General features: G+C 59.3%; 20 protein-coding genes and 1 pseudogene. 8 read left to right on the top strand and 13 right to left on the bottom strand.

Annotated features, from left to right (window positions below; translation table 11 throughout):
* Positions 1–65 precede the first annotated feature (65 nt).
* The 5 genes from BK662_RS05625 to BK662_RS05600 all read left to right on the top strand — a co-directional run bounded on the left by BK662_RS05625 (position 66) and on the right by BK662_RS05600 (position 4,364).
* The gene (locus BK662_RS05625; RefSeq protein WP_123357262.1) at positions 66–875 is read left to right on the top strand and encodes a MetQ/NlpA family ABC transporter substrate-binding protein; all 810 of its coding nucleotides are present in this window, start codon (positions 66–68) and stop codon (positions 873–875) included.
* Positions 876–877: 2 nt separating this feature from the next.
* On the top strand, positions 878–1,999 hold the full coding sequence (locus tag BK662_RS05620) for a methionine ABC transporter ATP-binding protein (RefSeq protein WP_123357261.1): 1,122 nt from the start codon (positions 878–880) through the stop codon (positions 1,997–1,999).
* Positions 1,989–2,633 carry a methionine ABC transporter permease gene (locus tag BK662_RS05615; protein ID WP_030128490.1) on the top strand — a complete coding sequence of 215 codons (645 nt, stop codon included), beginning with the start codon at positions 1,989–1,991 and terminating at the stop codon, positions 2,631–2,633. The genes BK662_RS05620 and BK662_RS05615 overlap by 11 nt, the downstream gene beginning before the upstream one ends.
* Positions 2,634–3,175: 542 nt before the next feature.
* Positions 3,176–3,532 carry a DUF6124 family protein gene (locus BK662_RS05605; RefSeq protein WP_123357259.1) on the top strand — a complete coding sequence of 119 codons (357 nt, stop codon included), beginning with the start codon at positions 3,176–3,178 and terminating at the stop codon, positions 3,530–3,532.
* A gap of 196 nt (positions 3,533–3,728) precedes the next feature.
* A complete protein-coding gene (locus tag BK662_RS05600) occupies positions 3,729–4,364 on the top strand; it encodes a class I SAM-dependent methyltransferase (RefSeq protein WP_123357258.1) in 636 nt (211 codons plus the stop codon).
* Positions 4,365–4,470: 106 nt separating this feature from the next.
* On the opposite strand, the gene BK662_RS05590 is transcribed toward BK662_RS05600, so the two are convergent.
* Genes BK662_RS05590 through BK662_RS05580 form a run of 3 tightly spaced genes read right to left on the bottom strand, consistent with a single transcriptional unit; the run spans position 4,471 to position 9,688 of the window.
* Positions 4,471–7,524 carry an efflux RND transporter permease subunit gene (locus BK662_RS05590; RefSeq protein WP_123357256.1) on the bottom strand — a complete coding sequence of 1,018 codons (3,054 nt, stop codon included), beginning with the start codon at positions 7,522–7,524 and terminating at the stop codon, positions 4,471–4,473.
* Positions 7,521–8,588, bottom strand: a complete 1,068-nt coding sequence (locus tag BK662_RS05585; RefSeq protein ID WP_123357255.1) for an efflux RND transporter periplasmic adaptor subunit — start codon at positions 8,586–8,588, stop codon at positions 7,521–7,523. Before BK662_RS05585 ends, BK662_RS05590 begins: the two co-directional genes overlap by 4 nt.
* Positions 8,585–9,688 (bottom strand): efflux RND transporter periplasmic adaptor subunit, encoded by a 1,104-nt coding sequence (locus BK662_RS05580; protein WP_123357254.1) that lies wholly within the window; start codon positions 9,686–9,688, stop codon positions 8,585–8,587. Before BK662_RS05580 ends, BK662_RS05585 begins: the two co-directional genes overlap by 4 nt.
* Positions 9,689–9,935: 247 nt before the next feature.
* Here BK662_RS05580 and BK662_RS05575 point away from each other — a divergent pair, with 247 nt between their 5' ends.
* Positions 9,936–11,132, top strand: a complete 1,197-nt coding sequence (locus BK662_RS05575) for an AAA family ATPase (protein WP_123357253.1) — start codon at positions 9,936–9,938, stop codon at positions 11,130–11,132.
* Positions 11,133–11,278: 146 nt separating this feature from the next.
* Here the strand turns inward: BK662_RS05575 and BK662_RS05570 are convergent, their stop codons facing one another.
* From BK662_RS05570 to BK662_RS05535, 8 genes and pseudogenes are all read right to left on the bottom strand, one after another.
* Positions 11,279–12,160 carry a transporter substrate-binding domain-containing protein gene (locus BK662_RS05570; protein WP_123357252.1) on the bottom strand — a complete coding sequence of 294 codons (882 nt, stop codon included), beginning with the start codon at positions 12,158–12,160 and terminating at the stop codon, positions 11,279–11,281.
* Positions 12,157–12,939 (bottom strand): amino acid ABC transporter ATP-binding protein, encoded by a 783-nt coding sequence (locus tag BK662_RS05565; protein ID WP_123357251.1) that lies wholly within the window; start codon positions 12,937–12,939, stop codon positions 12,157–12,159. Before BK662_RS05565 ends, BK662_RS05570 begins: the two co-directional genes overlap by 4 nt.
* Positions 12,936–13,595: an amino acid ABC transporter permease gene (locus tag BK662_RS05560; protein WP_123357250.1), complete on the bottom strand. Its 660-nt coding sequence runs from the start codon at positions 13,593–13,595 to the stop codon at positions 12,936–12,938. The genes BK662_RS05565 and BK662_RS05560 overlap by 4 nt, the downstream gene beginning before the upstream one ends.
* Positions 13,576–14,241 (bottom strand): amino acid ABC transporter permease, encoded by a 666-nt coding sequence (locus tag BK662_RS05555; protein WP_007941049.1) that lies wholly within the window; start codon positions 14,239–14,241, stop codon positions 13,576–13,578. The genes BK662_RS05560 and BK662_RS05555 overlap by 20 nt, the downstream gene beginning before the upstream one ends.
* 563 nt (positions 14,242–14,804) lie before the next feature.
* A pseudogene (locus BK662_RS05550) lies at positions 14,805–15,573 on the bottom strand (MetQ/NlpA family ABC transporter substrate-binding protein).
* A gap of 262 nt (positions 15,574–15,835) precedes the next feature.
* Positions 15,836–16,768, bottom strand: a complete 933-nt coding sequence (locus tag BK662_RS05545; protein ID WP_123357249.1) for a sigma 54-interacting transcriptional regulator — start codon at positions 16,766–16,768, stop codon at positions 15,836–15,838.
* 67 nt (positions 16,769–16,835) lie between these two features.
* Positions 16,836–17,417: an alpha/beta hydrolase gene (locus tag BK662_RS05540; RefSeq protein WP_030131588.1), complete on the bottom strand. Its 582-nt coding sequence runs from the start codon at positions 17,415–17,417 to the stop codon at positions 16,836–16,838.
* Between the two features lie 472 nt (positions 17,418–17,889).
* Positions 17,890–18,963 (bottom strand): fatty acid desaturase, encoded by a 1,074-nt coding sequence (locus tag BK662_RS05535; RefSeq protein WP_123357248.1) that lies wholly within the window; start codon positions 18,961–18,963, stop codon positions 17,890–17,892.
* 100 nt (positions 18,964–19,063) lie between these two features.
* On the opposite strand from BK662_RS05535, the gene BK662_RS05530 reads away from it, so the two are divergent.
* A complete protein-coding gene (locus tag BK662_RS05530; protein ID WP_123357247.1) occupies positions 19,064–20,068 on the top strand; it encodes an AraC family transcriptional regulator in 1,005 nt (334 codons plus the stop codon).
* A 151-nt stretch (positions 20,069–20,219) separates the two neighbouring features.
* Here BK662_RS05530 and BK662_RS05525 read toward each other — a convergent pair whose 3' ends face one another.
* Both BK662_RS05525 and BK662_RS05520 read right to left on the bottom strand, forming a co-directional pair.
* The gene (locus tag BK662_RS05525) at positions 20,220–20,585 is read right to left on the bottom strand and encodes a response regulator (RefSeq protein ID WP_030131593.1); all 366 of its coding nucleotides are present in this window, start codon (positions 20,583–20,585) and stop codon (positions 20,220–20,222) included.
* 134 nt (positions 20,586–20,719) lie between these two features.
* Entirely contained in the window at positions 20,720–21,406 is a 687-nt protein-coding gene (locus BK662_RS05520) for a Crp/Fnr family transcriptional regulator (protein WP_123357246.1), read from the bottom strand.
* 85 nt (positions 21,407–21,491) lie between these two features.
* On the opposite strand from BK662_RS05520, the gene BK662_RS05515 reads away from it, so the two are divergent.
* A complete protein-coding gene (locus BK662_RS05515) occupies positions 21,492–22,010 on the top strand; it encodes an Mpo1 family 2-hydroxy fatty acid dioxygenase (RefSeq protein ID WP_123357245.1) in 519 nt (172 codons plus the stop codon).
* Positions 22,011–22,048 lie beyond the last annotated feature (38 nt).

The following is a 22,048-nucleotide window of genomic DNA, read 5'->3' as shown; positions in this document are numbered from 1 at the left end:
GAGCCTGCTCGCGATGAGGCCCTACCAAACACCAAAAATCCAATGCACTGACTGGAAGACTCATCATGACCAAAAAACTGTTCAACCACCCAGTCAAAGCACTGGCCCTGGCCCTCGGCCTCTTCAGCTCCATCACCTTCGCCGCCGATGCACCACTGAAGGTCGGCACCACCGCCGCCTTCGCCATTCCCCTGGAAGCCGCAGTAGAAGAAGCCAGCAAACAAGGCCTGAAAGTTGAACTGGTGGAGTTCAGCGACTGGATCGCCCCCAACGTCAGCCTCGCGTCGGGCGACATCGACGTGAACTATTTCCAGCACATCCCGTTCCTGGAAAACGCCAAGGCCGCCGCCGGTTTTGACCTGGTGCCGTTTGCCCCGGGCATCATCAACAACGTCGGTCTCTACTCGAAAAAATACAAAAGCTTCGCCGAGTTGCCCGAAGGCGCCAGCGTGGCCATCGCCAACGACCCGATCAACAGCGGTCGCGGCCTGCAACTGCTGGCCAAGGCCGGGCTGATTACCCTCAAACCTGGCGTCGGCTACAAGGCCACCGAAGAAGACATCATCGCCAACCCGAAGAAAATCAAAATCCTTCAAGTCGAAGCCGTGCAATTGGTGCGCGCGTACGACGACGCCGATCTGGTCCAGGGTTACCCGGCCTATATCCGCCTGTCGAAGACCTTCGATGCCAGTTCCGCCCTGCTGTTCGATGGCCTCGATCACAAGGAATACGTGATCCAGTTCGTGATCCAGCCGAAAAGCAAAACCGACCCACGCCTGATCAAATTCGTCGACATCTACCAGCATTCGCCAGCCGTTCGTGCGGCGCTGGATAAAGCCCACGGCAAGCTCTATCAAGCCGGCTGGGAAAGCTGAGCATGACGGCCGCGATCCAACGGCGACTGGAGCTTCCGGAGCCACATAACGCCACACAAACCGAACTGCACCCAGACCTGAATCGCGCCCACGTGCGCTTCATCGGTCTGGGCAAAACCTACAACGGCCAGCAAGGTCCGGTGGCGGCCCTGCACGGCATTGACCTGGCGATCCAGCGCGGCGAAGTGTTCGGCATCATTGGTCGCAGCGGTGCCGGCAAGTCGTCGCTGATCCGCACCATCAACCGTCTCGAACAACCGAGCAGCGGGCGGGTGCTGATCGATCAGGTCGACATCGGCGAGTTCGATGAAGACCGCTTGGTGGCGCTGCGGCGACGGATCGGCATGATCTTTCAGCACTTCAATTTGATGTCGGCCAAAACGGTTTGGCAGAACGTCGAATTGCCGCTGAAAGTCGCCGGTGTGCCCAAGGAGCAGCGCGAGCGAAAAGTCCGCGAACTGCTGGAACTGGTCGGCCTGCAAGAGAAACACAAGGCCTACCCGGCGCAGCTTTCCGGCGGGCAGAAACAACGCGTCGGCATCGCTCGCGCGCTGGTGCATGACCCGGAGATTCTGCTGTGTGACGAGGCGACGTCGGCGCTGGATCCGGAGACCACGCAATCGATCCTTGGCCTGCTGCGTGAGATCAATCAACGGCTGGGCCTGACCATCGTGCTGATCACCCACGAGATGGCGGTGATCCGCGATATCTGTGATCGGGTCGTGGTGTTGGAACACGGGCGAATCGTCGAGCAAGGGCCGGTCTGGGAAGTCTTTGGCAACCCGCAACATGAGGTCAGCAAGACCTTGCTCGCGCCGCTGCAACACGGTCTGCCGGAAGAACTGCAAAGCCGCCTGCGTCCACAACCGCAGTCTTCGGACGCCGCTGTGGTGTTGCGTTTGCAATTCACCGGCAGCGCAAACGACGAGCCAGACCTGGCGGCGCTGTTCAGCGCCCTCGGTGGCCGCGTGCGCTTGCTGCAAGGGGGCGTGGAACGGATTCAGGGGCATGCGCTCGGGCAATTATTGCTGGCGGTGACCGGTTCGTCCCTCGGCGCCGAGGAATTGCGTCAGCGCGCTGGCAACTGGGCGCAACAGGTGGAGGTGCTGGGTTATGTGGTTTGATCGGTTGCTTCAGGGCTTTATCGACACGTTTTTGATGGTGGGTGTGTCGTCACTGATCGCGTTGTTGGCGGGCATTCCGTTGGCGGTGATTCTGGTCACCAGTTCCAAGGGCGGGATCTACGAAGCACCGGCGCTGAACCGCGCACTGGGCGCGTTCGTGAATCTGTTTCGCTCGATTCCGTTTTTGATTTTGATGGTGGCGTTGATTCCGTTTACCCGGTTGATCGTCGGCACCACTTACGGTGTTTGGGCAGCCGTGGTGCCGCTGACTATCGCTGCCACGCCGTTCTTTGCACGCATTGCCGAGGTCAGTTTGCGCGAGGTCGACCATGGGTTGATTGAAGCGGCGCAGGCAATGGGCTGCCGGCGCTGGCATATCGTCTGGCATGTGCTGCTGCCCGAAGCGCTGCCGGGGATTGTCGGTGGTTTCACGATTACGTTGGTGACGATGATCAACTCGTCAGCCATGGCCGGAGCGATTGGTGCCGGTGGGTTGGGGGACATTGCTTATCGATATGGGTACCAGCGGTTTGACAGCCAGATCATGTTGACGGTGATTGTGTTGCTGGTGGTGTTGGTGGCGGTGATTCAGTTGGGTGGGGATCGGTTGGCTCGGGGCCTCAACAAGCGCTGAGTGCGGTGCGGTTAAAGGGCTTTTGTGGCGAGGGAGCTTGCTCCCGCTCGATTGCGCAGCAATCGCGAAACCTGAGGACCGGGTTTATCTGACACACCTGATCGAATGGTTTGGGGCTGCTGCGCAGCCCAGCGGGAGCAAGCTCCCTCGCCACAGAAAAGCGCTCTCACCAGAAGTATTGTCTCTAGTTCCTGGGGAACATTTCGCACAGGAAAATCAGAGTGCCAGCAGGCCCGATCCCTTTCATTTGCAGGACATTTCCTAGATCATTCCGCTCGCTTGCGCCGGCAGAATCTCGTGGCTAGTCTCGGTTCGTCACTGCTCATCAGTGATCGGGTTTAGTCGCCCGGATCTTACCAGGCGCATAGCGCTACCTCATGTCAGGTGTTTTTTATTACCTGAAAGTTATGGTGGCTGTGCGCAGGGCACCCTCGGGTGCGCCGGGGTTCCTGGTATCCGGTCGACTAACCTGCGTACAGCCGCCACCCTGTTCGTTTAGTCGCGATACCGGTTGGCTCCTACTACTACCAGGAGTTTTACCTATGGAAAGAAGCATCCCCGATCCACCTCCCGAAACATCCTCCAACAAAGCCTTCACCGACGACCTGCTCAAGGACCGTTCAGCGCTTTACCGCGCGATCGATTTCCATCTGACTGGCAACCAGCCCGCCGCACCTGATGAATTGCGTTTCTACAACGTCAGCAAAGACGTGAGCTTCGAAGACGCCCAGCTCTATGTGGCTGACCTACTGCGCTGCGCCTCGGTCACGGCGTATCAGTGCGGCGATCAACTCAAGGGGGCCGATCGGGCATTGGTGTTTTCCGTCTGGCATTTGCTGGAGATTGCCAAGGCGATGGTTGATCGGTCCATTGAATGTCTGGGGATGAAACAGAGCTGAGTCTGGCTTTAGTCATTGGTTGTCAGTGATACCGCCATCGCGAGCAGGCTCGCTCCCACAATGGATCGTGTCGAACACGGGTTGTGTGTTCACAGCAGATCAACTGTGGGAGCGAGCCTGCTCGCGATGGGCTGCACAGCAGCCCCAAGCTTGATGGCGTATATTCGGCGAATCCCAATTGCCTGTGCAGCCGACCATGAAACAGACTCCCGACGACCTGGAGCAGATCACCGCCACCACGCTGGGCCATTACAACGCGGTGGCCGAGGACTTCCGTGAAGGCACTCGCGATCACGATGTCAGCCAGAACATTGATGCCCTGTTGCGGCATATTCAGGGTGAGGCGCCGTTTACCCTTCTCGACTTCGGCTGCGGCCCTGGCCGTGACTTGAGAACCTTCACGCGCCTGGGCCACACCGCCGTCGGCCTGGACGGTTCGGAAAAGTTTGCGCAGATGGCGCGTGAAGACAGTGGCTGCGAAGTCTGGCAACAGGACTTTCTGAAACTCGACCTGCCGGCCGAGCGGTTTGACGGGATTTTTGCCAATGCGGTGCTGTTCCACATCCCGAGTCAGGAATTGCCTCGGGTGTTGAAGCAACTGCGCGGGGCGTTGAAGCCGGGTGGGGTGTTGTTCAGCTCCAATCCGCGTGGCGAGAATCAGGAAGGCTGGAACGGGCCGCGGTATGGGGCTTATTACGATCTTCAGGCGTGGCAGGAACTACTGACTGAGGCGGGGTTTGTGGAGCTTGAGCATTACTACCGGCCGGCGGGGCTGCCGCGGGAGCAACAGCCTTGGTTGGCGAGTGTTTGGCGTCGAGCCGACGCAGCCTGACAGGACGCCATCGCGAGCAGGCTCGCTCCCACATTTGACCGAGTTGTCTAGGCGAACGCGATCCAATGTGGGAGCGAGCCTGCTCGCGATGAGCGCGCAGCGCTCGCTACTGCACTTCTTTCTTCGGCTCGCGAACCTTGTACCAGGCCACATACAGCGCCGGCAAAAACAGCAGTGTCAGCAAAGTCGCGATGATGATCCCGCCAATCATCGCGTAGGCCATCGGCCCCCAGAACACTTCCCGGGCAATCGGGATCATCCCCAGGCTCGCTGCCGCCGCCGTCAACAAAATCGGTCGGCGACGATGTTCCGTGGCCTGCACCACCGCGTCCCATGGCGTGTAGCCGCTCTTCTCGAAAGAGTCGATCTGGGTCACCAGAATCACCGAGTTGCGGATGATGATGCCGATCAGCGCCAGAATCCCGAGGATCGCCACGAAGCCCATCGGCGTGCCGGTCGGGATCAACGCCAGCACCACGCCGATCAACCCGAGCGGCGCGACGCTGGCCACCAGGAACAGCTTCTGCACGCTGTGCAACTGGATCATCAGGAAGGTCGCCATCAAAAACAGCATCAACGGCACGACCTTGGCAATCGGCCCCTGGGCCTTGCCACTCTCTTCCACCGTACCGCCGGTGGCGACTTTGTAGCCTACCGGCAAACCGGCGGCGAATTTGTCGATGTCCGGTTGCAGCTGTTTCACCAGGTCGGTCGGCTGAATCTCGTCGCGCACCGCGGCCTTGATGGTGATGGTCGGTTTGCGATCGCGACGCCACACCAGCGGCTGTTCGAGTTCATACCGCATGGTGGCAAACGCCAGCAGCGGAATCGAAGTGCCGCCGGGGGTGACGATCTGCAAGTTCTGCAGCGTTTCCGGACTGCCGCGCTCGGCATCTTCAGCGCGACCGACCACGTCGATCAGGTAGATATCGTCATCGACCTGCGTCACTGGCGAGCCGACGACGATGCTGTTCATCAGGTTCGCCACGTCTTCAGATGACAGCCCCAATTGCCGCGCCTTGTCCTGGGCGATGTCGATGCGCAGCACTTTGCCCGGCTCGTTCCAGTCGTAAATGATTTCGCCGATGTGCGAGTTCTTATCCAGTTCGGTGGCCAGGGCGATAGCGTGTTTGCGCACCTGATCGATGTCCTTGCCACTGACCCGGTACTGAATCGGCCGGCCCACCGGCGGGCCCATTTCCAGGGCCTGGACGTAACTGCCGACACCGACGAACTCTTCACGCAGGCGCTTTTGCAGACGGGCCGTCAGGGCCGTGCGTGACTCCAGGCCTTTGCTGACGATCACCAGTTGCGCGTAGTACGGGTTCTGCAATTGCTGGTCGAGGGGCAGATAGAAACGGATCGCCCCCTCGCCGATGTAAGTGCTCCAGCGCACGATGTCCGGATCGTTCTTGAACGTCGCTTCGAGCTTATCCACGACCATGCGAGTTTCGGCGATCGAAGCGTTTTGCGGCAGGTTCAGGTCGACGAGAATTTCCGGGCGGTCCGAGGACGGGAAGAACTGGCTCTGCACGAACTGCATGGAAAACACCGAGAGCACAAACAGCGCCACAGTGATGCCAATCGCCCACCAGCGATTGCGCATGGCCCAGAGCAGGCCGCCATTGAACGCCCGACCGATGCGCCCTGGCTCTGCGTCATGAGGTTTCACCTTGGCGCTCAGAATATGCACGCCGAGTACCGGGGCGAACAGTACGGCGACGATCCATGACACCAGCATGGCCACCGCGATCACCGCGAACAGCGTGAAGGTGTACTCACCGGCGGAGCTTGCGTTCAAACCAATTGGCACGAAACCGGCCACGGTGACTAGCGTGCCGGTGAGCATCGGGAATGCGGTAGAGGTGTAGGCGAAGGTCGCCGCCTGCTCTTTGGTTTCACCCATTTCCAGGCGCGTGACCATCATCTCCACCGTGATCATCGCGTCGTCCACCAGCAGGCCGAGGGCGATGATCAGCGCACCGAGGGAAATCCGCTGCATGGTGATGCCGCTGTATTCCATGAAGAGAAAGACCATCGCCAGCACCAACGGAATCGAACACGCCACCACCAGCCCGGCGCGAACACCCAGACTGATGAAGCTGACGATCAGCACGATCACCACCGCTTCGAACAACGCACTGGTGAAGCCGCCGACGGCTTCCTCCACCACTACAGCCTGGTCGGAAACGGTATGTACACCGACGCCCACCGGCAGGTCTGCCGTCAGCTCATCCATGCGCAGGTGCAGCGCCTTGCCGAAGTCCTGAATGTTGCCGCCCTTTTTCATGGCAATCGCCAGGCCGATGGCTGGCTGACCGTTGAAGCGAAACTCCGGGGTCGACGGATCGACGTAGCCACGCCTGATGTTGGCGATGTCGGCCAGTCGGTAGAAACGGTCGTTGAGCTTCAGGTTGACGTTGGCCAGGTCTTTCTCGGAGGCAAACTGCCCCGAGGTCCGAACCGAAATCCGCTCCGGACCGGCCTCGATCACCCCGGCCGGGGTCACGGCGTTCTGTGATTGCAGGCTCTGCACCACTTGGCGCTGATCGATGCCGAGCGCGGCGAGTTTGCGGGTGGAGAAGTTCAGGTAAAGGACTTCATCCTGCTCGCCGACCATCTCGACCTTGCCCAACCCCGGGACTTCACGGATTTCGGCACGCACCTGTTCCACGTAATCGCGCAGCTGACGCATCGACAAGCCGTCGGCGGTAAAGGCATACACCGAACCGAACACGTCGCCGAACTCATCGTTGAAACCCGGCCCTTGCAGGCCCTGCGGGAAGTCACCGCGAATGTCGTTGATCTTCTTGCGCACCTGGTACCAGATCTGCGGGATGTCCTTGGCGCTGGTGGTGTCGAGCAGGTTAACGAAGACCGTCGATTCGCCGGGGCGCGTGTAGCTTTTCACGTAATCGAGCGAGTCGAGTTCTTCGAGTTTTTTCTCGATCCGGTCAGTGACCTGCTTGAGGGTTTCTTCCTGGGTCGCGCCGGGCCAGCGGGTCTGGATCACCATGGTTTTGATGGTGAACGACGGGTCTTCTTCGCGGCCCAGGTTCAGGTACGAGAACACGCCCATCAGCAGCGCGACGAACATCAAATACCAGACAAACGACTGATGCTTGAGGGCCCATTCGGATAAGTTGAAACTCCCTTTCATTGCGGGCTGTCCTCGTCGATTTTCACTTTCTGCCCCGGCTTGAGGCTGTTCACACCGGCACTGACCACCCGCTCGCCGGACTTCACGCCGTTGGCCAGGACCACTGTGTCATCGGTCCGGCTGATCAGGCTGACGTCCCGTGGGGAAACGGTTTGCGTCTGCGGATCGACGACCCAGATCCGCAGTTTGCCGTCGACCTCCTGCAGCGCGCTCACCGGCAGTTCGAGGCGCGGCTTGATCGCGGAGCTGAGGGTCACGCTGATCGCCGTGCCGAGGCGAAAGCCCGGCGGCGTATCGGTCAGGCTCAGACGGGCGCGACGGGTACGGGTGGCGCTTTGGGCCTGGGGTTCGATTTCACGCACGATGGCAGTGCTGGTGATGCTCGGGTCCAGTTGTGAGGCAACCTGGAACACCACGTCGGATGGCAATTGATCGACCAGGGTGTCGGGCAAATCGATCACCGCTTCCTTGATGTCCGGCTGCGCCAGGGTCACCACTTGCTGGCCGGCTGTGACCACTTGCCCGGCTTCAGCATTCCACGCGGTGACAATGGCTTTGTGATCGGTGCGCAGTTCGACGTAGTTGAGTTGGTCTTTCGCCTGATCGACTGCGGCCCTGGCTTGATCGAGGGAGGCCTGGGTGGTTTTCAGATCGGTCTGGGCGATGTCCAGTTGCGCCTGCGCGCCAACCCCGCGATTGAACAGTTCCTGCTGACGCCGGGCGTTGGCCTGGGCATTGATGAGCTGCGCCTGAACCCGCGCCAGATCACCCTGAGCCGAGCGCAACTGGTTCTGCTGATCGGTGGGGTCGAGCGTGGCGAGCAAGGCGCCCTTCTGGACTTCGGCGCCGACATCGACATTACGGCTGGCGATACGCCCCGGCACCCGGAAACCGATGTTGCTTTCGTAACGGGCCTGAATACTGCCGGCAAACCGGCCGAGGTCTTCTTGATTGAGCGCTTTCACCTCCACGGACAGTACCGGCCGAACCGGTTCTGGTGGCGCTTCCCTCTTGGAACAGGCAACCAGTAGTGCAGCGGCGGACAACAGCAACAGGCGCTTCATGGCTGGGCTCCTGTCATTGGCGTCTTATAGGTGTTTTCGACGATCTCCACCTTCACGCCTGGATGCAGTAACTGGCCGCCTGCGGTGACGACTTTTTCGCCACCGTTGAGGCCAGCGCTGACAATGACTTTGCCGGTCAGGTAACGGCCGACGGTGACCGTGTGCAGCTGCGCCTTGCCTTCGGCGTCCACCAGCCACACGGCCGGGTCACTGAGGTTTTTGGTCAGGGCCGACCAAGGCAGCTCCACTGCGGTTTTGCCGACTGGCTTGGCGGTGGCGCTCACCACCGACCCGAGTTGCATGCCCTCGGGAAGACTGTCCAGGGTGACTTTGACTTGCACCGTGCCGGTCTGCGCGGACACTGCCGGCGTGACTTCCCGAACGGTGCCCGTGGTCTTGATCTTCGGGTTGTCGAGCAGGCTGACCACAATCGATCTATCCGACGGCGGCTCGGCCAGCAGCGATTCATAAACGTTGAACACCGCGTCACGCTCACCATCCCGGGCCAGGCTGAAAATCGGCACCGTGGCTTGCACCACTTGGCCGACTTCGGCCTGGCGCGCGGTAATCACCCCCGGCGCATCGGCAATCAACGCGGTATAGCTCAGTTGATCACGGGCGTTGGCCAACTGCGCCTGAGCAGCGGTCAATGCGCTCTGGCTGCTGCGCAAGGCGGCTTGGGCGGAATCGTATTCGCTCTGGCTGGTGTAGCCCTTGGGCAGGAGTTTTTGTTGGCGAACGAAGGCCGCGGCGGTTTGTTTGACCCGGGCCTGTTCGGCAACGACCTGAGCCTGGGCCGAGTCGACATTGGTTTGCAGATCTTTCGGGTCGAGTTTGGCCAGCACTTGTTTGGCCGAAACCCGGTCACCGACATCGACCATACGCTGGATGATCTTGCCGCCCACGCGGAACGACAATTCGGTTTGAACTCGCGCCTGGACGTCGCCGGTGAGTGTCACCGCGGCGGCGTAATCCGATGGTTTGACCTCTTGCACGAAGACTCGTGGGCGGTCCTTCTCGACGGGCTTCTTATCGCCACAGGCGGTCAGCAAAGCGATGAGGCTCAGGCCAACCATTACTTTCAATCCGGGACCCGCCATGCAAACTCCTTTGCGTTGTACGAACGTGCCAGTGACGATACGACTGTGAGCTTAGAACAGGGTTCCACCTTCGCCCGCGCAGATAACCATTTCCCTGTAGGAGCTGCCGAAGGCTGCGATCTTTTGATCTTCCGGCGATATCACGACCGCTAAAGTCAAAAGATCGCAGCCTTCGGCAGCTCCTACAACGTAAATTCGCCAACGCGGTTATCCTGATGCCGATTTGGGGCCTTAGAGAACGTTTTCCATGCTCAAAACCCTCGCGGTGGCCAATTACCGTTCGATCAATAAATTGGTGATTCCACTTGGCCGGTTGAACCTGATCACCGGCCCCAACGGCAGCGGCAAGTCCAATCTCTACCGCGCCTTGCGCCTGCTGGCGGAAACCGCTCAGGGTGGCGTGGTCAATGCATTGGCCCGCGAGGGCGGGCTGGATTCGACGTTCTGGGCCGGGCCTGAAAATATCAGCCGACGAATGCGCAATGGTGAAGTCCCGGTCGAGGCTACGGTGAGACACGGCGTCAAACGCCTGCGCCTGGGGTTTGCCGGTGAGGATTTCAGCTATTCGATCAGCCTCGGGCTGCCCGATTCCAACGGCCACTTCATGCTGCCCGAACACAGTTCACCTATTCCGTCACGCTTCAACCTCGACCCGCAAATCAAGCGTGAATGCGTCTGGGCCGGGCCGATTTATCGGCCGGCCAGCCTGCTGGTGGATCGCGACGGCCCGATGATCCGTGCCCGAGCCAATCGCAGCTGGGATGTACTGGCTCAGCACACGCCGAATTTCGACAGTCTGTTCGATCAGGTCGGCAGTTTGCGTTCTTCACCGGAGGTTCTGGAATTACGTGAGTTCATCCGCCGCTGGCGTTTCTACGATCACTTTCGCAGCGACGCCGACGCACCGGTTCGCCAACCGCAACTGGGCACCCGCACACCGGTGCTGCACCACGATGGTCGCGACCTGGCGGCAGCCTTGCAGACCATCATCGAAATCGGTGATTCCGAAGCCTTGCAGGTGGCTATCAGCGATGCCTTTCCCGGCGCGCGACTGAACATCGCGCCATTGCAGGGCGGACGGTTTGCGATCGAGTTTTATCAGGAAGGGTTGTTGCGACCGTTATCCGCCGCCGAGTTGTCGGATGGAACGTTGCGCTATCTGCTGCTGGTCGCGGCATTGCTGACTCCTCGACCACCGACGTTGATGGTGTTGAACGAGCCGGAAACCAGTCTGCATCCGGACCTGTTGCCGGCGTTGGCGCGATTGATTATTCGAGCATCCGAGCAGTGTCAGGTGTGGGTGGTGTCCCATGCGCGACGCTTGATCTCGGCGTTGCAGCAAGACCCGGAATGCAATTGCATTGTGCTGGAAAAGAATTTCGGCCAGACCGGAATGGTCGGGCAGCGGATGCTGGATGAGCCGGCGTGGTATTGGCCGGATTGATCGGCGCTTGAACAACCGAATCGCGAGCAGGCTCGCTCCCACACTGGATCGGCGACTGACACAAAAGTTGTGTTCATCGAAGATCCCCCTGTGGGAGCGAGCCTGCTCGCGATGGCGATCGGAAAGTCACCGCATAGCTCAGAGACTCACCCCTGCCACTTCCCACCCTCGACAATCACGCTCTCAGGCTTGGTGTCATCGCTCAATTCTTTACGCACATACTGGTCGTACAGCTTGAGCAAAAACTTCTCCTCGCCCAACTTCGCCAACTCCACATTCACCCAATCACGCAGTTCGATATTGCCCTTCTTCACCGCCGGCGCGATCGGTGCTTCGGCCCCGAGCTTTTCCTCCAGCACGCGGTAGCCCGGGTTCTGCTTGGCCCAGCTGAACAGCACCAGATTGTCCTGCGCATAAGCGTCGCCGCGACCATTGGCCAGGGCTTGCAAAGACTCGGAGTTTTTCTCGAACTTCAGCAGTTTCCAGTCCGGATGATTCTTGGTCAGCCAGATATCCGCCGTGGTGCCTGTGGTCACGATAGTGGTGCGGGTCGCCAGGTCATCTAGGTTCTTTACCGAACTCGCCTGCGGCACCAGTGCCTGCACCGCAACCTTGAGGTTCGGATTGGTGAAGTCCACGGCTTCCTTACGCTCCGGGGTAACGGTCATGTTGGCCAGAATCAGGTCGACCTTGTCGCTCTGCAGGAACGGAATCCGGCTCGCCGGCTCCACCGCAACGAACTCCACTTTGTTCTCATCGCCCAACAGATCCTTGGCGAATTGACGACCGATATCAGTATCGAACCCCACGTAGCGCCCGGCCTCATCGACAAAACCGAACGGCGGTTTATCGGTGAAGACGCCAACGATCAGCTTGTCCCGGGCTTTGACTTTTTCCAGGTACCCGGCCGGTGCGGTGCTGACGCTTGCGACTTTCGGCTTCGTCGGTTCTTCGGTTTTGTTACAGCCGGCGAGCAGCGCCAGGCCGAACAGCGGGAGTAGCAGCAGAGAAGACTTGGCAGTTTTCATGGCAGTTCCAATTCCTTTGTTTGAGTCGTTTTGGGTGGTGCGGCGACGTAGGAGAACTTCTCCAGGAACTGCTGCGCTCGTGCGGTTTGCGGGTTCGTAAAGAAAATCTCGGGTGGGTTTTGCTCAAGGATGCGCCCGGCATCCATGAACACAATGCGGTCGGCCACGGCGCGGGCGAAGGCCATTTCGTGGGTGACGATCAGCAGTGTCATGCCTTCACGGGCCAGGCCCTGAATCACCTCGAGCACTTCCTTGACCATCTCCGGATCGAGGGCGGCGGTGACTTCGTCGAAGAGCATGACCTTGGGGTTCATGCACAGCGAACGGAGGATGGCGATGCGTTGTTGCTGGCCGCCGGAGAGCTGGCGCGGGAAGGCATCGCGCTTGTCCAGCAGACCGACACGCTCAAGCAGCGCCTCAGCCTGCGCGCGGGCTTCACGGCGTTCGCGTTTCTGCACCTTGAGCGGACCGAGCAAGAGATTGTCGAGCACGCTCATGTGCGGGAACAGGTGATAGCTCTGGAACACCATGCCGATCTGCTGACGCACTTCGCGCCAGTCAGTGCCCTTGTCCAGCAACTCCCGCCCGGCAAAATTCAAGCTGCCGCTGTGAGCCACTTCCAGGCCGTTGAGGCAACGCAGCAAGGTGCTTTTGCCACAGCCGCTGGGCCCGAGGATGACGATCACTTCGCCCGGTTTCACCTTCAGGTCGATGCCGTCGAGCACCTGCTGCTCGCCGAAAAACTTGTTGAAACCCTTGAACTCGATCAATGCGCTCATGCTTGCGTCCAGCGCCGCTCCAGCACGCGGGAAGCGGCTGACAGCGGGTAGCAGATGAAAAAGAAAAACAGAAACAGCGCGCCGTAAATCAGCACTGATTCGTAGGTGCGTTCGATGATCTGCTGGCCGACCTTGATCACGTCCACCACCCCGATCAGCACCGCCAGGGAGCTGGTCTTGATGATCCGCGTGTAGACGTTGATGGTCGGCGGCGTCATGCGTTTCAGCGCTTGAGGCAGCAGCACGTAGCCGTAGAGTTGCGGGCCATCAAGGCCAATCGACAACCCGGCCTCACGCTGTCCGCGCGGCAATGAATGCAACGCGCCGCGCACCACTTCACCGACTTCGCTGGCGCCCCACAGCGACAACACCAGCACCGCGCACCAGAAGCTTGGAATGCTCAGGCCGAAAAAAATCGGCAGGCCGAAGAACAGCAAATACAGCCAGACCAGCACCGGGATTGCCCGGAACAGTTCCAGATAGACCCGCAGAAGCGCGTTCAGCCATTTCGAATTCAGCGTGCGCAATACGCCGTAGAGCACGCCGCCCACCGTGCTGATGGCGATGCTCAGAAAAGAGATCAACAGGGTTTGCGCAGCGCCCTTGCCCAGTTGTGGCAACGACACCATGAGCAACTCAAGACCCGAATTGGCCATGCTGGAGCCTCCTTTCCAGACGACTGAGCAGCAGCGACAACGGCAAAAACAGCAGCACGCAAATCAGCGTCAGCACGGCGAGCATTTCGTAGGTTTTGTAATAGAGCGCGATGTAGCTCTTGGTGGTGTAGAGAATCTCCGGCACCGCCACCGCCGAGACCACGGTGGTTTCCTTGAGCAGGAAAATGAAATTGGCGAACAGCGACGGCAAACTGAGGATGCCGGCTTGCGGCAGAATCACGTAGCGCAGCAATTGCCCGTGGGACAGGCCGATGGAGCGGCCGGACTCAAGTTGCGCCTGGGGCACCGCATCCACGCCGGCGCGCAGCACTTCGGTGAGGTAGGCGCCGCCAAGAAAAGTCATAGTGATGATCGCCGCTGCGAAGCCCGAGACTTTGATGCCCAGGGCTGGCAAGGCGAAGTAGACGAAGAACAACTGAATCAGCAGTGGCGTGTTGCGCGCCAGCTCCACATACAGCCCGACCAGGCGTTGAAGGTAGGGGGTACGAAACACCAGAATCGTCGCGTTGATCAGCGCCACCAGCAACGAAGTGCCGATGGCGATAAAGCCGACTTGCAGCGTCACGCCCACGGCTTTGAGAAACGCCGGCAGGGTACTGAGGATAAACGCGTAATCGAAAGTCATTGAACATCCTGTACGCCGCTCGGTAAGCGGCGATGGCGCAGTCCATGGGCAGTGGATAACCACCCGGCAGGCACCGACTTTAAAGGTATAAAAAGAAGAATTTAAATACCGTTAAAGCATATTGATATCACGCAAAAAACTATCCTGTGAATTTGCGGCGGCAGTGGAGGACGACGATTTTTCTTTGCGCTGCAGGAACGATCTTTTTTTCAAAATCCCCCTCCAAGGACGTGCAGCTTTTGGCCAGACTCCCCCGGGTCGAACCATCACAAGGAAGAGAAAAATGGCTGACGTAAAAGTGCCGCAGCGGCTGGACCCGCAGGACATCGTGAAATTGCTGATGGCGTTGCGTAAGGCGTTGAAGGCGCGGGTGGCCTGAAATCTTAAAGCAAAAGATCGCAGCCTCGTTTCACTCGACAGCTCCTACAGGGGATACGCATTTCAATATAGGAGCTGTCGAGTGAAACGAGGCTGCGATCTTTTAATCTTGGTGCAATAAAAAACGCCGACGCTGTATTAGCCGTCGGCGTTGAAACCTTGAAGGGGTTTGAGACTGCGGTCGATCAGAACGCCGGCAGTACCGCGCCGCTGTACTTCTTGGCGATGAATGCTTTCACCTCAGGACTGGTCAACGCCTTGGCCAGTTTCTGGATGGCAACGCTGTCCTTGTTGTCTGGACGAGCCACCAGGAAGTTCACGTAAGGCGAATCGGCGCCTTCGATCACCAGCGCGTCTTTAGCCGGGTTCAGACCCGCGTCCAGCGCGTAGTTGGTGTTGATCATGTCCAGGTCGACCTGGTCCAGAACACGCGGCAGCATGGCCGATTCCAGTTCCTTGAACTTGAAGTTGTGCGGGTTCTTGGCAATGTCTTTCGGGGTGGCCACGGCGTTTTTCGGGTCTTTCAACTCGATCAGGCCGGCCTTCTGCAACAGGATCAGGGCACGGCCGCTGTTGCTGCCTTCGTTCGGGATGGCGATGGTTGCGCCGTCTTTCAGCTCAGCCAGGCTTTTGACTTTCTTCGAGTAGCCGCCGAATGGTTCGACGTGTACACCGATCACGGTCACCAGATTAGTGCCTTTGCCTTCGTTGAAGTTTTTCAGGTACGGCAGGGTCTGGAAGTAGTTGGCGTCCAGACGCTTCTGGTCGACCTGCACGTTCGGCTGAACGTAGTCGGTGAAGACTTTGATCTCCAGGTCCACGCCTTCTTTGGCGAGGGTTGGCTTGATCAGCTCAAGAATCTCGGCATGTGGAACCGGGGTCGCCGCCGCCAGCCTGGGCCAGGCCCGCAGTCAGGGCAGCCGCCAATGCGGTGAACAACAGAACCTTTTTCATGCAGTGTCCTTATCGAAATTCGCGGCCATCATCGACGACGGCTAATTAGTACGAGTGCCAGTGATGTGCTATCGCTGGCGTGACGCGGACAATACCGGGATTTTTTATTCCCGAATAATATCTTTTATTCACTTTCATATTCCATTTTGTTCATGCAACCGCCACGCCCGATGCAGGAGCTGCCAAAGGCTGCGATCTTTTGATTTTGGCAATTTCAAAGCCACCAAAGATCAGGATCAAAGATCGCAGGCTGCGCCAGCTCCTACAAAAGACCGGTGGCTTTGAGCAGTTTTTTCAAGGCATCTTTTTCGGCGGCGGAACCGTTGCCGAGAATCTGTTTGAGTTGCCGCTCGATCGTCACCAGCGACACGGGCGCCTCAGGCAGATTCAAATGCTCCGGCAAAATCTCGTCGCCGGTACTCACCAGCAGCGCAAAGTGAATGACGTTCTCCAGCTCCCGGGTGTTGCCCGGCCAACTGTGCTGCTCCAGCAGATGCTGCGCGGCGTCGCTGATCAATGGCACCGGCAGGTCGAGCCGTTGGCTGTAGATGCCGAGGAAGTATTCGGCCAGCGACAAAATATCGCCCACCCTTTCACGCAAGGCCGGCAGTTCGAGCTGGCCTTCACTGAGATAGCGATAAAGCCGCTCATGGAATTTCCCGGCAGCCACCGCCTGAGCCAGATCGATGCTGGTGGCGGCCACCAGACGTACGTCCACCGGGCTTGGCTGCTGAGCGCCGACGCGAGTGACTTCGTGGTTTTCCAGGGCGGCGAGCAATTTGATCTGGATGGGTAGTGGCAAGTCGCCGATCTCGTCCAGATAGAGCGTGCCGCCATTGGCCGAACCAAACCACCCAGCGCGACTGCTGGCTGAACCGCTGTAACTGCCAGCGGCATAGCCGAACAGTTCAGCATCGGCGTAGGTCGGGCTGATCGCTCCGCAATTGACTGACACGAACAATCCACCACGGTCACTGGCGCGATGAATGTGTCGCGCCAGCAATTCTTTACCGCTGCCGGTTTCACCGCGGATCAACACCGAGATCGAACGTGGCGCCAGTTGTTCCAGCTCCTGGCGCAACTGCCGGGAACGCGGATCGACGAACACCAATGCCTTGGCGCGAATGCTCAGCGGGCTTTTTTCCGCATCGGGAAAGGTCAGCAGCGGCTGACCGAATGTTTCATGCAAGCTCATGGCAGACTCCCGCCCAAAACCGCCGGGCGGCGGGGGCCGATTCTAAAAAAAAGAAAAAATAGAAGGTTCAAGCGCGACGCAGGGCGTGCTGTTCCATGCGGTTTTGCAGACGATAGAGGTACGCAAAACCCTGCTCCCAGCGCTGGTGACCGGACTTCACATTGATGTGCCCGGCACCCGATAAAATCCCCGCCTCGGCGCCCCACTGACGTGCCAGCTCCAGGGCTCGTGGCGCGCTCACGGCGCTGTCGTTGTCGGAGCTGACGACCTGGCTCGGGAATGGCAGCAAATGGGTCGGAATCGGTGCGAAGTTGCGCAGGGCCGGCGCGCAAGCCGGGCGCTCGACGTCCGCTGGCGCGACCAGCAACGCGCCGCGCACCTGACGCAAAAATGGCAGCGGTGCCGTGGCCGCCCAATGGGCGACGGTGATGCAACCCAGGCTGTGGGCGATCAAAATCACTGGCGTGCTGTCGGCGGCAATCGCCTCGGCCAGTGCCGCGACCCAGTCCTCACGACGAGGCGTCAGCCAGTCGGCCTGCTCCACCCGCGCACTGTTTGGCAGGCTGTTCTGCCAATGGGTTTGCCAATGATCTTCTGGCGATCCTTGCCAGCCCGGCACAATCAGGTAGCGAATTGATTCGTTGCGCATGGGGGAGCTCTCCTGCTGCGTGTCTGTTCGTGACCGAGTATAGGGAGGAGAGTTATATTCGTTAAGGAATAAGAAGCTATTTATTAAGATCTATAAAGAATATAAAGCCGATCACCTGTGGGAGCGAGCCTGCTCGCGATAGCGGTAGATCAGTCACCGTTGGATGTGATGACGCCATCGCGAGCAGGCTTGCTCCCACAGGGTTTGTGATTACTCGAGCAATAAAAAAGGGGCCGCACCCTGCCAAGGAGACGGCCCCGGAAACTCAAAATCTGTTAGCGCGAACCACATCGCTGGGATGTGATGATTGGCTGAAACGGTTATCTAATAAAGGAATATTTAATTACTTTATTAGGTCAAAATCGCATATACCAATCATTGCGATGCACTCAAGCCATCGCTGCTTGCGTCACAACGTAACGCTCCTTTGGGTCAAATTTATGACCAGCGTCTGAGTTTCCGGGCCTCTCTATCAAACCTGAGTGGCAGGCACCTCCTGCGTCGCCAGAGTTTCCTTGCGCACAAACCGGTTCGCCCGCCCGAACGTCCCGAAATCATTGAACCGCACGCCCATCTCACGCATTACCTTATGCGCCACCGGGACGGTCATCTGACGGATGTAAAACGGCTCTTTCACCACAAAATGATGGATCCCGTGGCTGCTGCCAAAGTTGAAGCAGAACGCCTGTAACGGCCACATCCACCAAGGGTTCAACACCTGGGTTTGCTGGATCACATTGCCCGGCTCCACGTCACCGTAGTAGTGCATGTTCGAGCTGACAAAGTGCAGGCAGAACGTGCGCAACACGTTGGGGCCGATGATCACCACAGCAGCGATGTCGATCACCTGCATCACCGCCAATGTAGTCGCCGACCATTCGATAGGCGCACCCGACAGATGCGCAATGCCATTGGCCGCGTGAAAACCGAGAAACACGTACCACGCCCCCCAATGCACCAGTGCCAGCGGTGCGTAAACCTTCAAAGAACGCTTGATGATGCTGAACTTGTGCGCCCGGGTCTTGGCCCGCAGCATGCGGATGAACGCCGACATCACGTTATCGCCGACCATCAACAACCGCGCGATGCCCCAGGGCTCACCGTTGGTGATCGCCCGCTCTTCCATGTCGGCTTCGCTGCCGGACACCTTGTGATGGTTGAGGTGCAAATGACGGCGGATCCATGGATTAATGGTGCTCGGTCGCGCCATCCAGACCAGGCCCATCATCAGGTTGTGCGGCACGCGCTGTTTGCGGAAATACATGCTGTGGATCAGGTCATGCTCCAGCTCGTGGGTCAGCGAAGCAAAAAACGCGTTGAGTAGCAGGCATACCCACCAGGCCATGTACCCGGTGATGTACAGCGCTGCCGAACCGATCATCCCGGCCAACGCGAAGGCCAGAATGCCCGCGCCCAAGGCGTCCTGATGGTTGAGAATCGGGTAACGCTGACGCAGTTCGACGCCTTTGGCCAATACCACCTCGCGAATATGCGCTGATCGCTGTGCTGCATTCAGTCGCTGGGGACTTGCAGAAGTACCGTCCATGCTTCCATCCTCTGGTTATTGATGTTCGCATCCTGCCCTGTGATGCTTTACAGAGCGGTAGCCGTGAACGCCAACCTGTTGACCGGACGCGCCAATCAACATGACAGAACCGACTTCCCTCGCCAGCTGGACCCGCGCCCTGCGCAAGCAGCTCGATGCGCTGGGGCTCGACAGCACCGCCCTGTGCCAACAGGCGGGGCTCGACCCGCAGTTGATGGACGACCCGAACGCCCGTTACCCGTTGTCCGCTACCACGCGCCTGTGGCAAATCGCGGTGCAGGTCAGCGGCGACCCGGCGATTGGCTTGCGAGTGTCGCGTTTCGTCAGCCCTACCACGTTTCATGCGCTGGGTTATGCGTTGGTGGCCAGCGGCAGCCTGCGGGAAGTCTTCGAGCGTATCGTGCGTTATCACCAAGTGGTCAGCAACGCACTGGATCTGGAGTTGATCCGCGCCGAGGATCGCTACCGCTTCCGACTGAAAATCCCCCAAGGCAACCCCGCGCCAGCCTTCGAGGCCATCGATGCCTTCGCGGCGATTTACGTGCGCACCTGCCGCAATCGCCTGGGCCGTGACTACGCCCCGCTGGCGGTTTACCTGCGCCGTCCGGAACCTGCCGACCCGCATCAATGGCACAAAGTGTTCCGCTCACCGGTGTATTTCAACGCCGATGAAGACCGACTGGAGTTCGCTCTGCTGGACTTCGAGAGTCACCTGGACGACGCCAACCCGGAACTGGCCGAGCACAACGAAACCGTGCTCAAACGCACCTTGGCGCAACTCAAACCGCTGACCTGGGAGCGCAAGGTTCGCGACGCCATTGAAGAGCAATTACCCGAAGGCGAGCCGTCGGCGGATTGCATCGCCCAGGCACTGCACTTGAGTCTACGCAGCCTGCAACGGCACTTGGCGGACGAAGGTTGTCGGTTCGATACGCTGCTCAACGAAAGCCGGGAAAACCTGGCGCTACTGCACCTGCGCGACCCGCTGTGCTCATTGGGTGAGATCAGTTATCTGCTGGGGTTCGCCGACACCAGCAGCTTCAGTCGTGCGTTCAAACGCTGGACCGGAATGACGCCGGGGCAGTTTCGGGATGGGTTGCGGTGACAGATCCGGAAGGTGTTTTGTTTGTTCCGGCCTCTTCGCGAGCAAGCCTGCTCCCACAGGGTTTTCGGTTGTTCACAACATTGTGATTCACACAGGTCCACTGTGGGAGCGGGCTTGCTCGCGAAGGCGGTAGTCCATACGCCGCAAACCTTCAGCGCCCCCGATCCCGCCGCAACAGCTTGCGCACCCGCTTCACCAGTTCACTGACGGCAAACGGCTTGAGCAGGTAATCATCCTCATGCAATTCCAGCCCGCGCAGGCGATCTTCAATGCCGTCCTTGGTGGTGAGGAGCAGCACCGGCGTGTCGCCAAGCTTGCGGATCTGCTGCAGCAACTGCCAGCCGTTGAGCCCCGGCAGCATCACGTCGAGGATGATCAGTTCGTATTCGCCGGATTCGATAAAGCGCCGACCGTCCATGCCATTGAGCGCCACATCCACCGCGTAACTCGCTTCGCTCAGGCCTTTGGCCAAGAGACTGGCGGTCTCGGGTTCGTCTTCCACTAGCAACACACGCATGGCACACCTCGATTGTCGTCGTCACAGGCTAGGCGCGTTCGCGGATAAAGCCCACCAATACCGTCGCGGTTTAAAAGATCGCAGCCTTCGGCAGCTCCTGCAGGTGTGCGCCGTCGTGTTCGGACGATCTTTTTTCAAATCACCGCCAACGCTCGCAACCGCTCGGCATCCAGAATTTCGATCTCGCCATACTTGAGATTCAGAATTCCTTGCCCCTGCAAATCCTTGAGGAGCTGGTTGGTGGTCTGGCGCGACAGCGACAGCATCGACGCCAGTTGCTCCTGAGGCAGTTGCAGAATACGGCGCGGCGGGTCGATTTCACCATAACCCTCGGCGATCATCAGCAAGCGATGGGCCAAGCGTGCCGGGGCAGGCATCAGGCTCAGTTGTTCAAGGTTGATGAAGGTCAGGCGCAGTTTGTGGCTCATCAGCAATGCCAGCTGCCGCCAGTACTCCGGTTGTTGATCGAGTAACTTCAGCAGCGTCGCCTGCGGGATGTGCAACAGCATGCACTGGCCAACGGCGTAGGCATCGTGGGTTCGCGGCTGGCCATCGAACAGGCAGATTTCGCCGAACCAGTGCGGCGTTTCCACCAGGCTCAGCAGCGCCTCCTTGCCCTGCTCGCTCACCGCGCCGATGCGCACCGAACCTTCGAGCACTGCATACAGCCCGCACGGCGGATCACCGCGTTTGAATAGCAGTTGCCCCGACGGCAGGCGCCGAACCCGGGCCGCAGACAGCAGACTATCCTGTAAAGGAACAGGTAAATGACTGAACCACTGCCCCGTATCCAGGCGCGAACGCCAAACCTGCATGTCCATGAAAACTCCTGGAGATTGTCGCCTGGCTGACAGAGCGAGAGATGAAGCCCGGGGCATCATCCATCACCCTACAGGAGGAATAACAATGAAAAGCCTCGTTGACCATCTCAGTCAATACGCCGCCTACCACCGTGACCCGCGCAATATTGCCAGCCACTTTATCGGTATCCCGCTGATTGTAGTGGCGGTCGCGGTGTTGCTGTCACGGCCGCAATGGGGCGCAGGCTGGATTTCGCCGGCGATGCTGGTCGCGATGGCATCGGCGTGGTTTTACCTGCGCCTGGAGGTGCGTCTTGGGGTGTTGATGACCGTGTTGCTCGGTCTGTGCATTTGGGCGGGTCAGGTTCTCGCGCAGCAAAGTACGCTGGTCTGGCTGGCGAGCGGCATCGGGATGTTTGTGGTGGGATGGGCGATTCAGTTTGTCGGCCATCATTACGAGGGACGCAAACCGGCGTTTGTCGATGACGTGACGGGGTTGATTGTCGGGCCGTTGTTTGTGGTGGTTGAGTTGGCGTTTTTGCTGGGGATGCGGCATGAGCTGAAAGAGCAGATCGAGGCGCGGGTGGGGGGTGTGCGTTTGCGTCAGAAAAACGCTGCAACATAAGACGCCATCGCGAGCAGGCTCGCTCCCACAGGGGATTT

This window comes from Pseudomonas frederiksbergensis (genome assembly GCF_003732275.1).
Lineage (GTDB): Bacteria > Pseudomonadota > Gammaproteobacteria > Pseudomonadales > Pseudomonadaceae > Aquipseudomonas > Aquipseudomonas frederiksbergensis_H.
Note: the sequence above shows the minus strand (reverse complement) of the source record. Positions and strands in the feature narration are given on the sequence as shown.

What these genes read in the sequence shown, in the direction of transcription:
- BK662_RS05625 (WP_123357262.1), top strand. Translation starts at nt 66, where the DNA reads ATGACCAAAAAACTGTTCAACCACCCAGTCAAAGCACTGGCCCTGGCC.
- BK662_RS05620 (WP_123357261.1), top strand. Translation starts at nt 878, where the DNA reads ATGACGGCCGCGATCCAACGGCGACTGGAGCTTCCGGAGCCACATAAC.
- BK662_RS05615 (WP_030128490.1), top strand. Translation starts at nt 1,989, where the DNA reads ATGTGGTTTGATCGGTTGCTTCAGGGCTTTATCGACACGTTTTTGATG.
- BK662_RS05605 (WP_123357259.1), top strand. Translation starts at nt 3,176, where the DNA reads ATGGAAAGAAGCATCCCCGATCCACCTCCCGAAACATCCTCCAACAAA.
- BK662_RS05600 (WP_123357258.1), top strand. Translation starts at nt 3,729, where the DNA reads ATGAAACAGACTCCCGACGACCTGGAGCAGATCACCGCCACCACGCTG.
- BK662_RS05590 (WP_123357256.1), bottom strand. Translation starts at nt 7,524, where the DNA reads ATGAAAGGGAGTTTCAACTTATCCGAATGGGCCCTCAAGCATCAGTCG.
- BK662_RS05585 (WP_123357255.1), bottom strand. Translation starts at nt 8,588, where the DNA reads ATGAAGCGCCTGTTGCTGTTGTCCGCCGCTGCACTACTGGTTGCCTGT.
- BK662_RS05580 (WP_123357254.1), bottom strand. Translation starts at nt 9,688, where the DNA reads ATGGCGGGTCCCGGATTGAAAGTAATGGTTGGCCTGAGCCTCATCGCT.
- BK662_RS05575 (WP_123357253.1), top strand. Translation starts at nt 9,936, where the DNA reads ATGCTCAAAACCCTCGCGGTGGCCAATTACCGTTCGATCAATAAATTG.
- BK662_RS05570 (WP_123357252.1), bottom strand. Translation starts at nt 12,160, where the DNA reads ATGAAAACTGCCAAGTCTTCTCTGCTGCTACTCCCGCTGTTCGGCCTG.
- BK662_RS05565 (WP_123357251.1), bottom strand. Translation starts at nt 12,939, where the DNA reads ATGAGCGCATTGATCGAGTTCAAGGGTTTCAACAAGTTTTTCGGCGAG.
- BK662_RS05560 (WP_123357250.1), bottom strand. Translation starts at nt 13,595, where the DNA reads ATGGCCAATTCGGGTCTTGAGTTGCTCATGGTGTCGTTGCCACAACTG.
- BK662_RS05555 (WP_007941049.1), bottom strand. Translation starts at nt 14,241, where the DNA reads ATGACTTTCGATTACGCGTTTATCCTCAGTACCCTGCCGGCGTTTCTC.
- BK662_RS05545 (WP_123357249.1), bottom strand. Translation starts at nt 16,768, where the DNA reads ATGAGCTTGCATGAAACATTCGGTCAGCCGCTGCTGACCTTTCCCGAT.
- BK662_RS05540 (WP_030131588.1), bottom strand. Translation starts at nt 17,417, where the DNA reads ATGCGCAACGAATCAATTCGCTACCTGATTGTGCCGGGCTGGCAAGGA.
- BK662_RS05535 (WP_123357248.1), bottom strand. Translation starts at nt 18,963, where the DNA reads ATGGACGGTACTTCTGCAAGTCCCCAGCGACTGAATGCAGCACAGCGA.
- BK662_RS05530 (WP_123357247.1), top strand. Translation starts at nt 19,064, where the DNA reads ATGACAGAACCGACTTCCCTCGCCAGCTGGACCCGCGCCCTGCGCAAG.
- BK662_RS05525 (WP_030131593.1), bottom strand. Translation starts at nt 20,585, where the DNA reads ATGCGTGTGTTGCTAGTGGAAGACGAACCCGAGACCGCCAGTCTCTTG.
- BK662_RS05520 (WP_123357246.1), bottom strand. Translation starts at nt 21,406, where the DNA reads ATGGACATGCAGGTTTGGCGTTCGCGCCTGGATACGGGGCAGTGGTTC.
- BK662_RS05515 (WP_123357245.1), top strand. Translation starts at nt 21,492, where the DNA reads ATGAAAAGCCTCGTTGACCATCTCAGTCAATACGCCGCCTACCACCGT.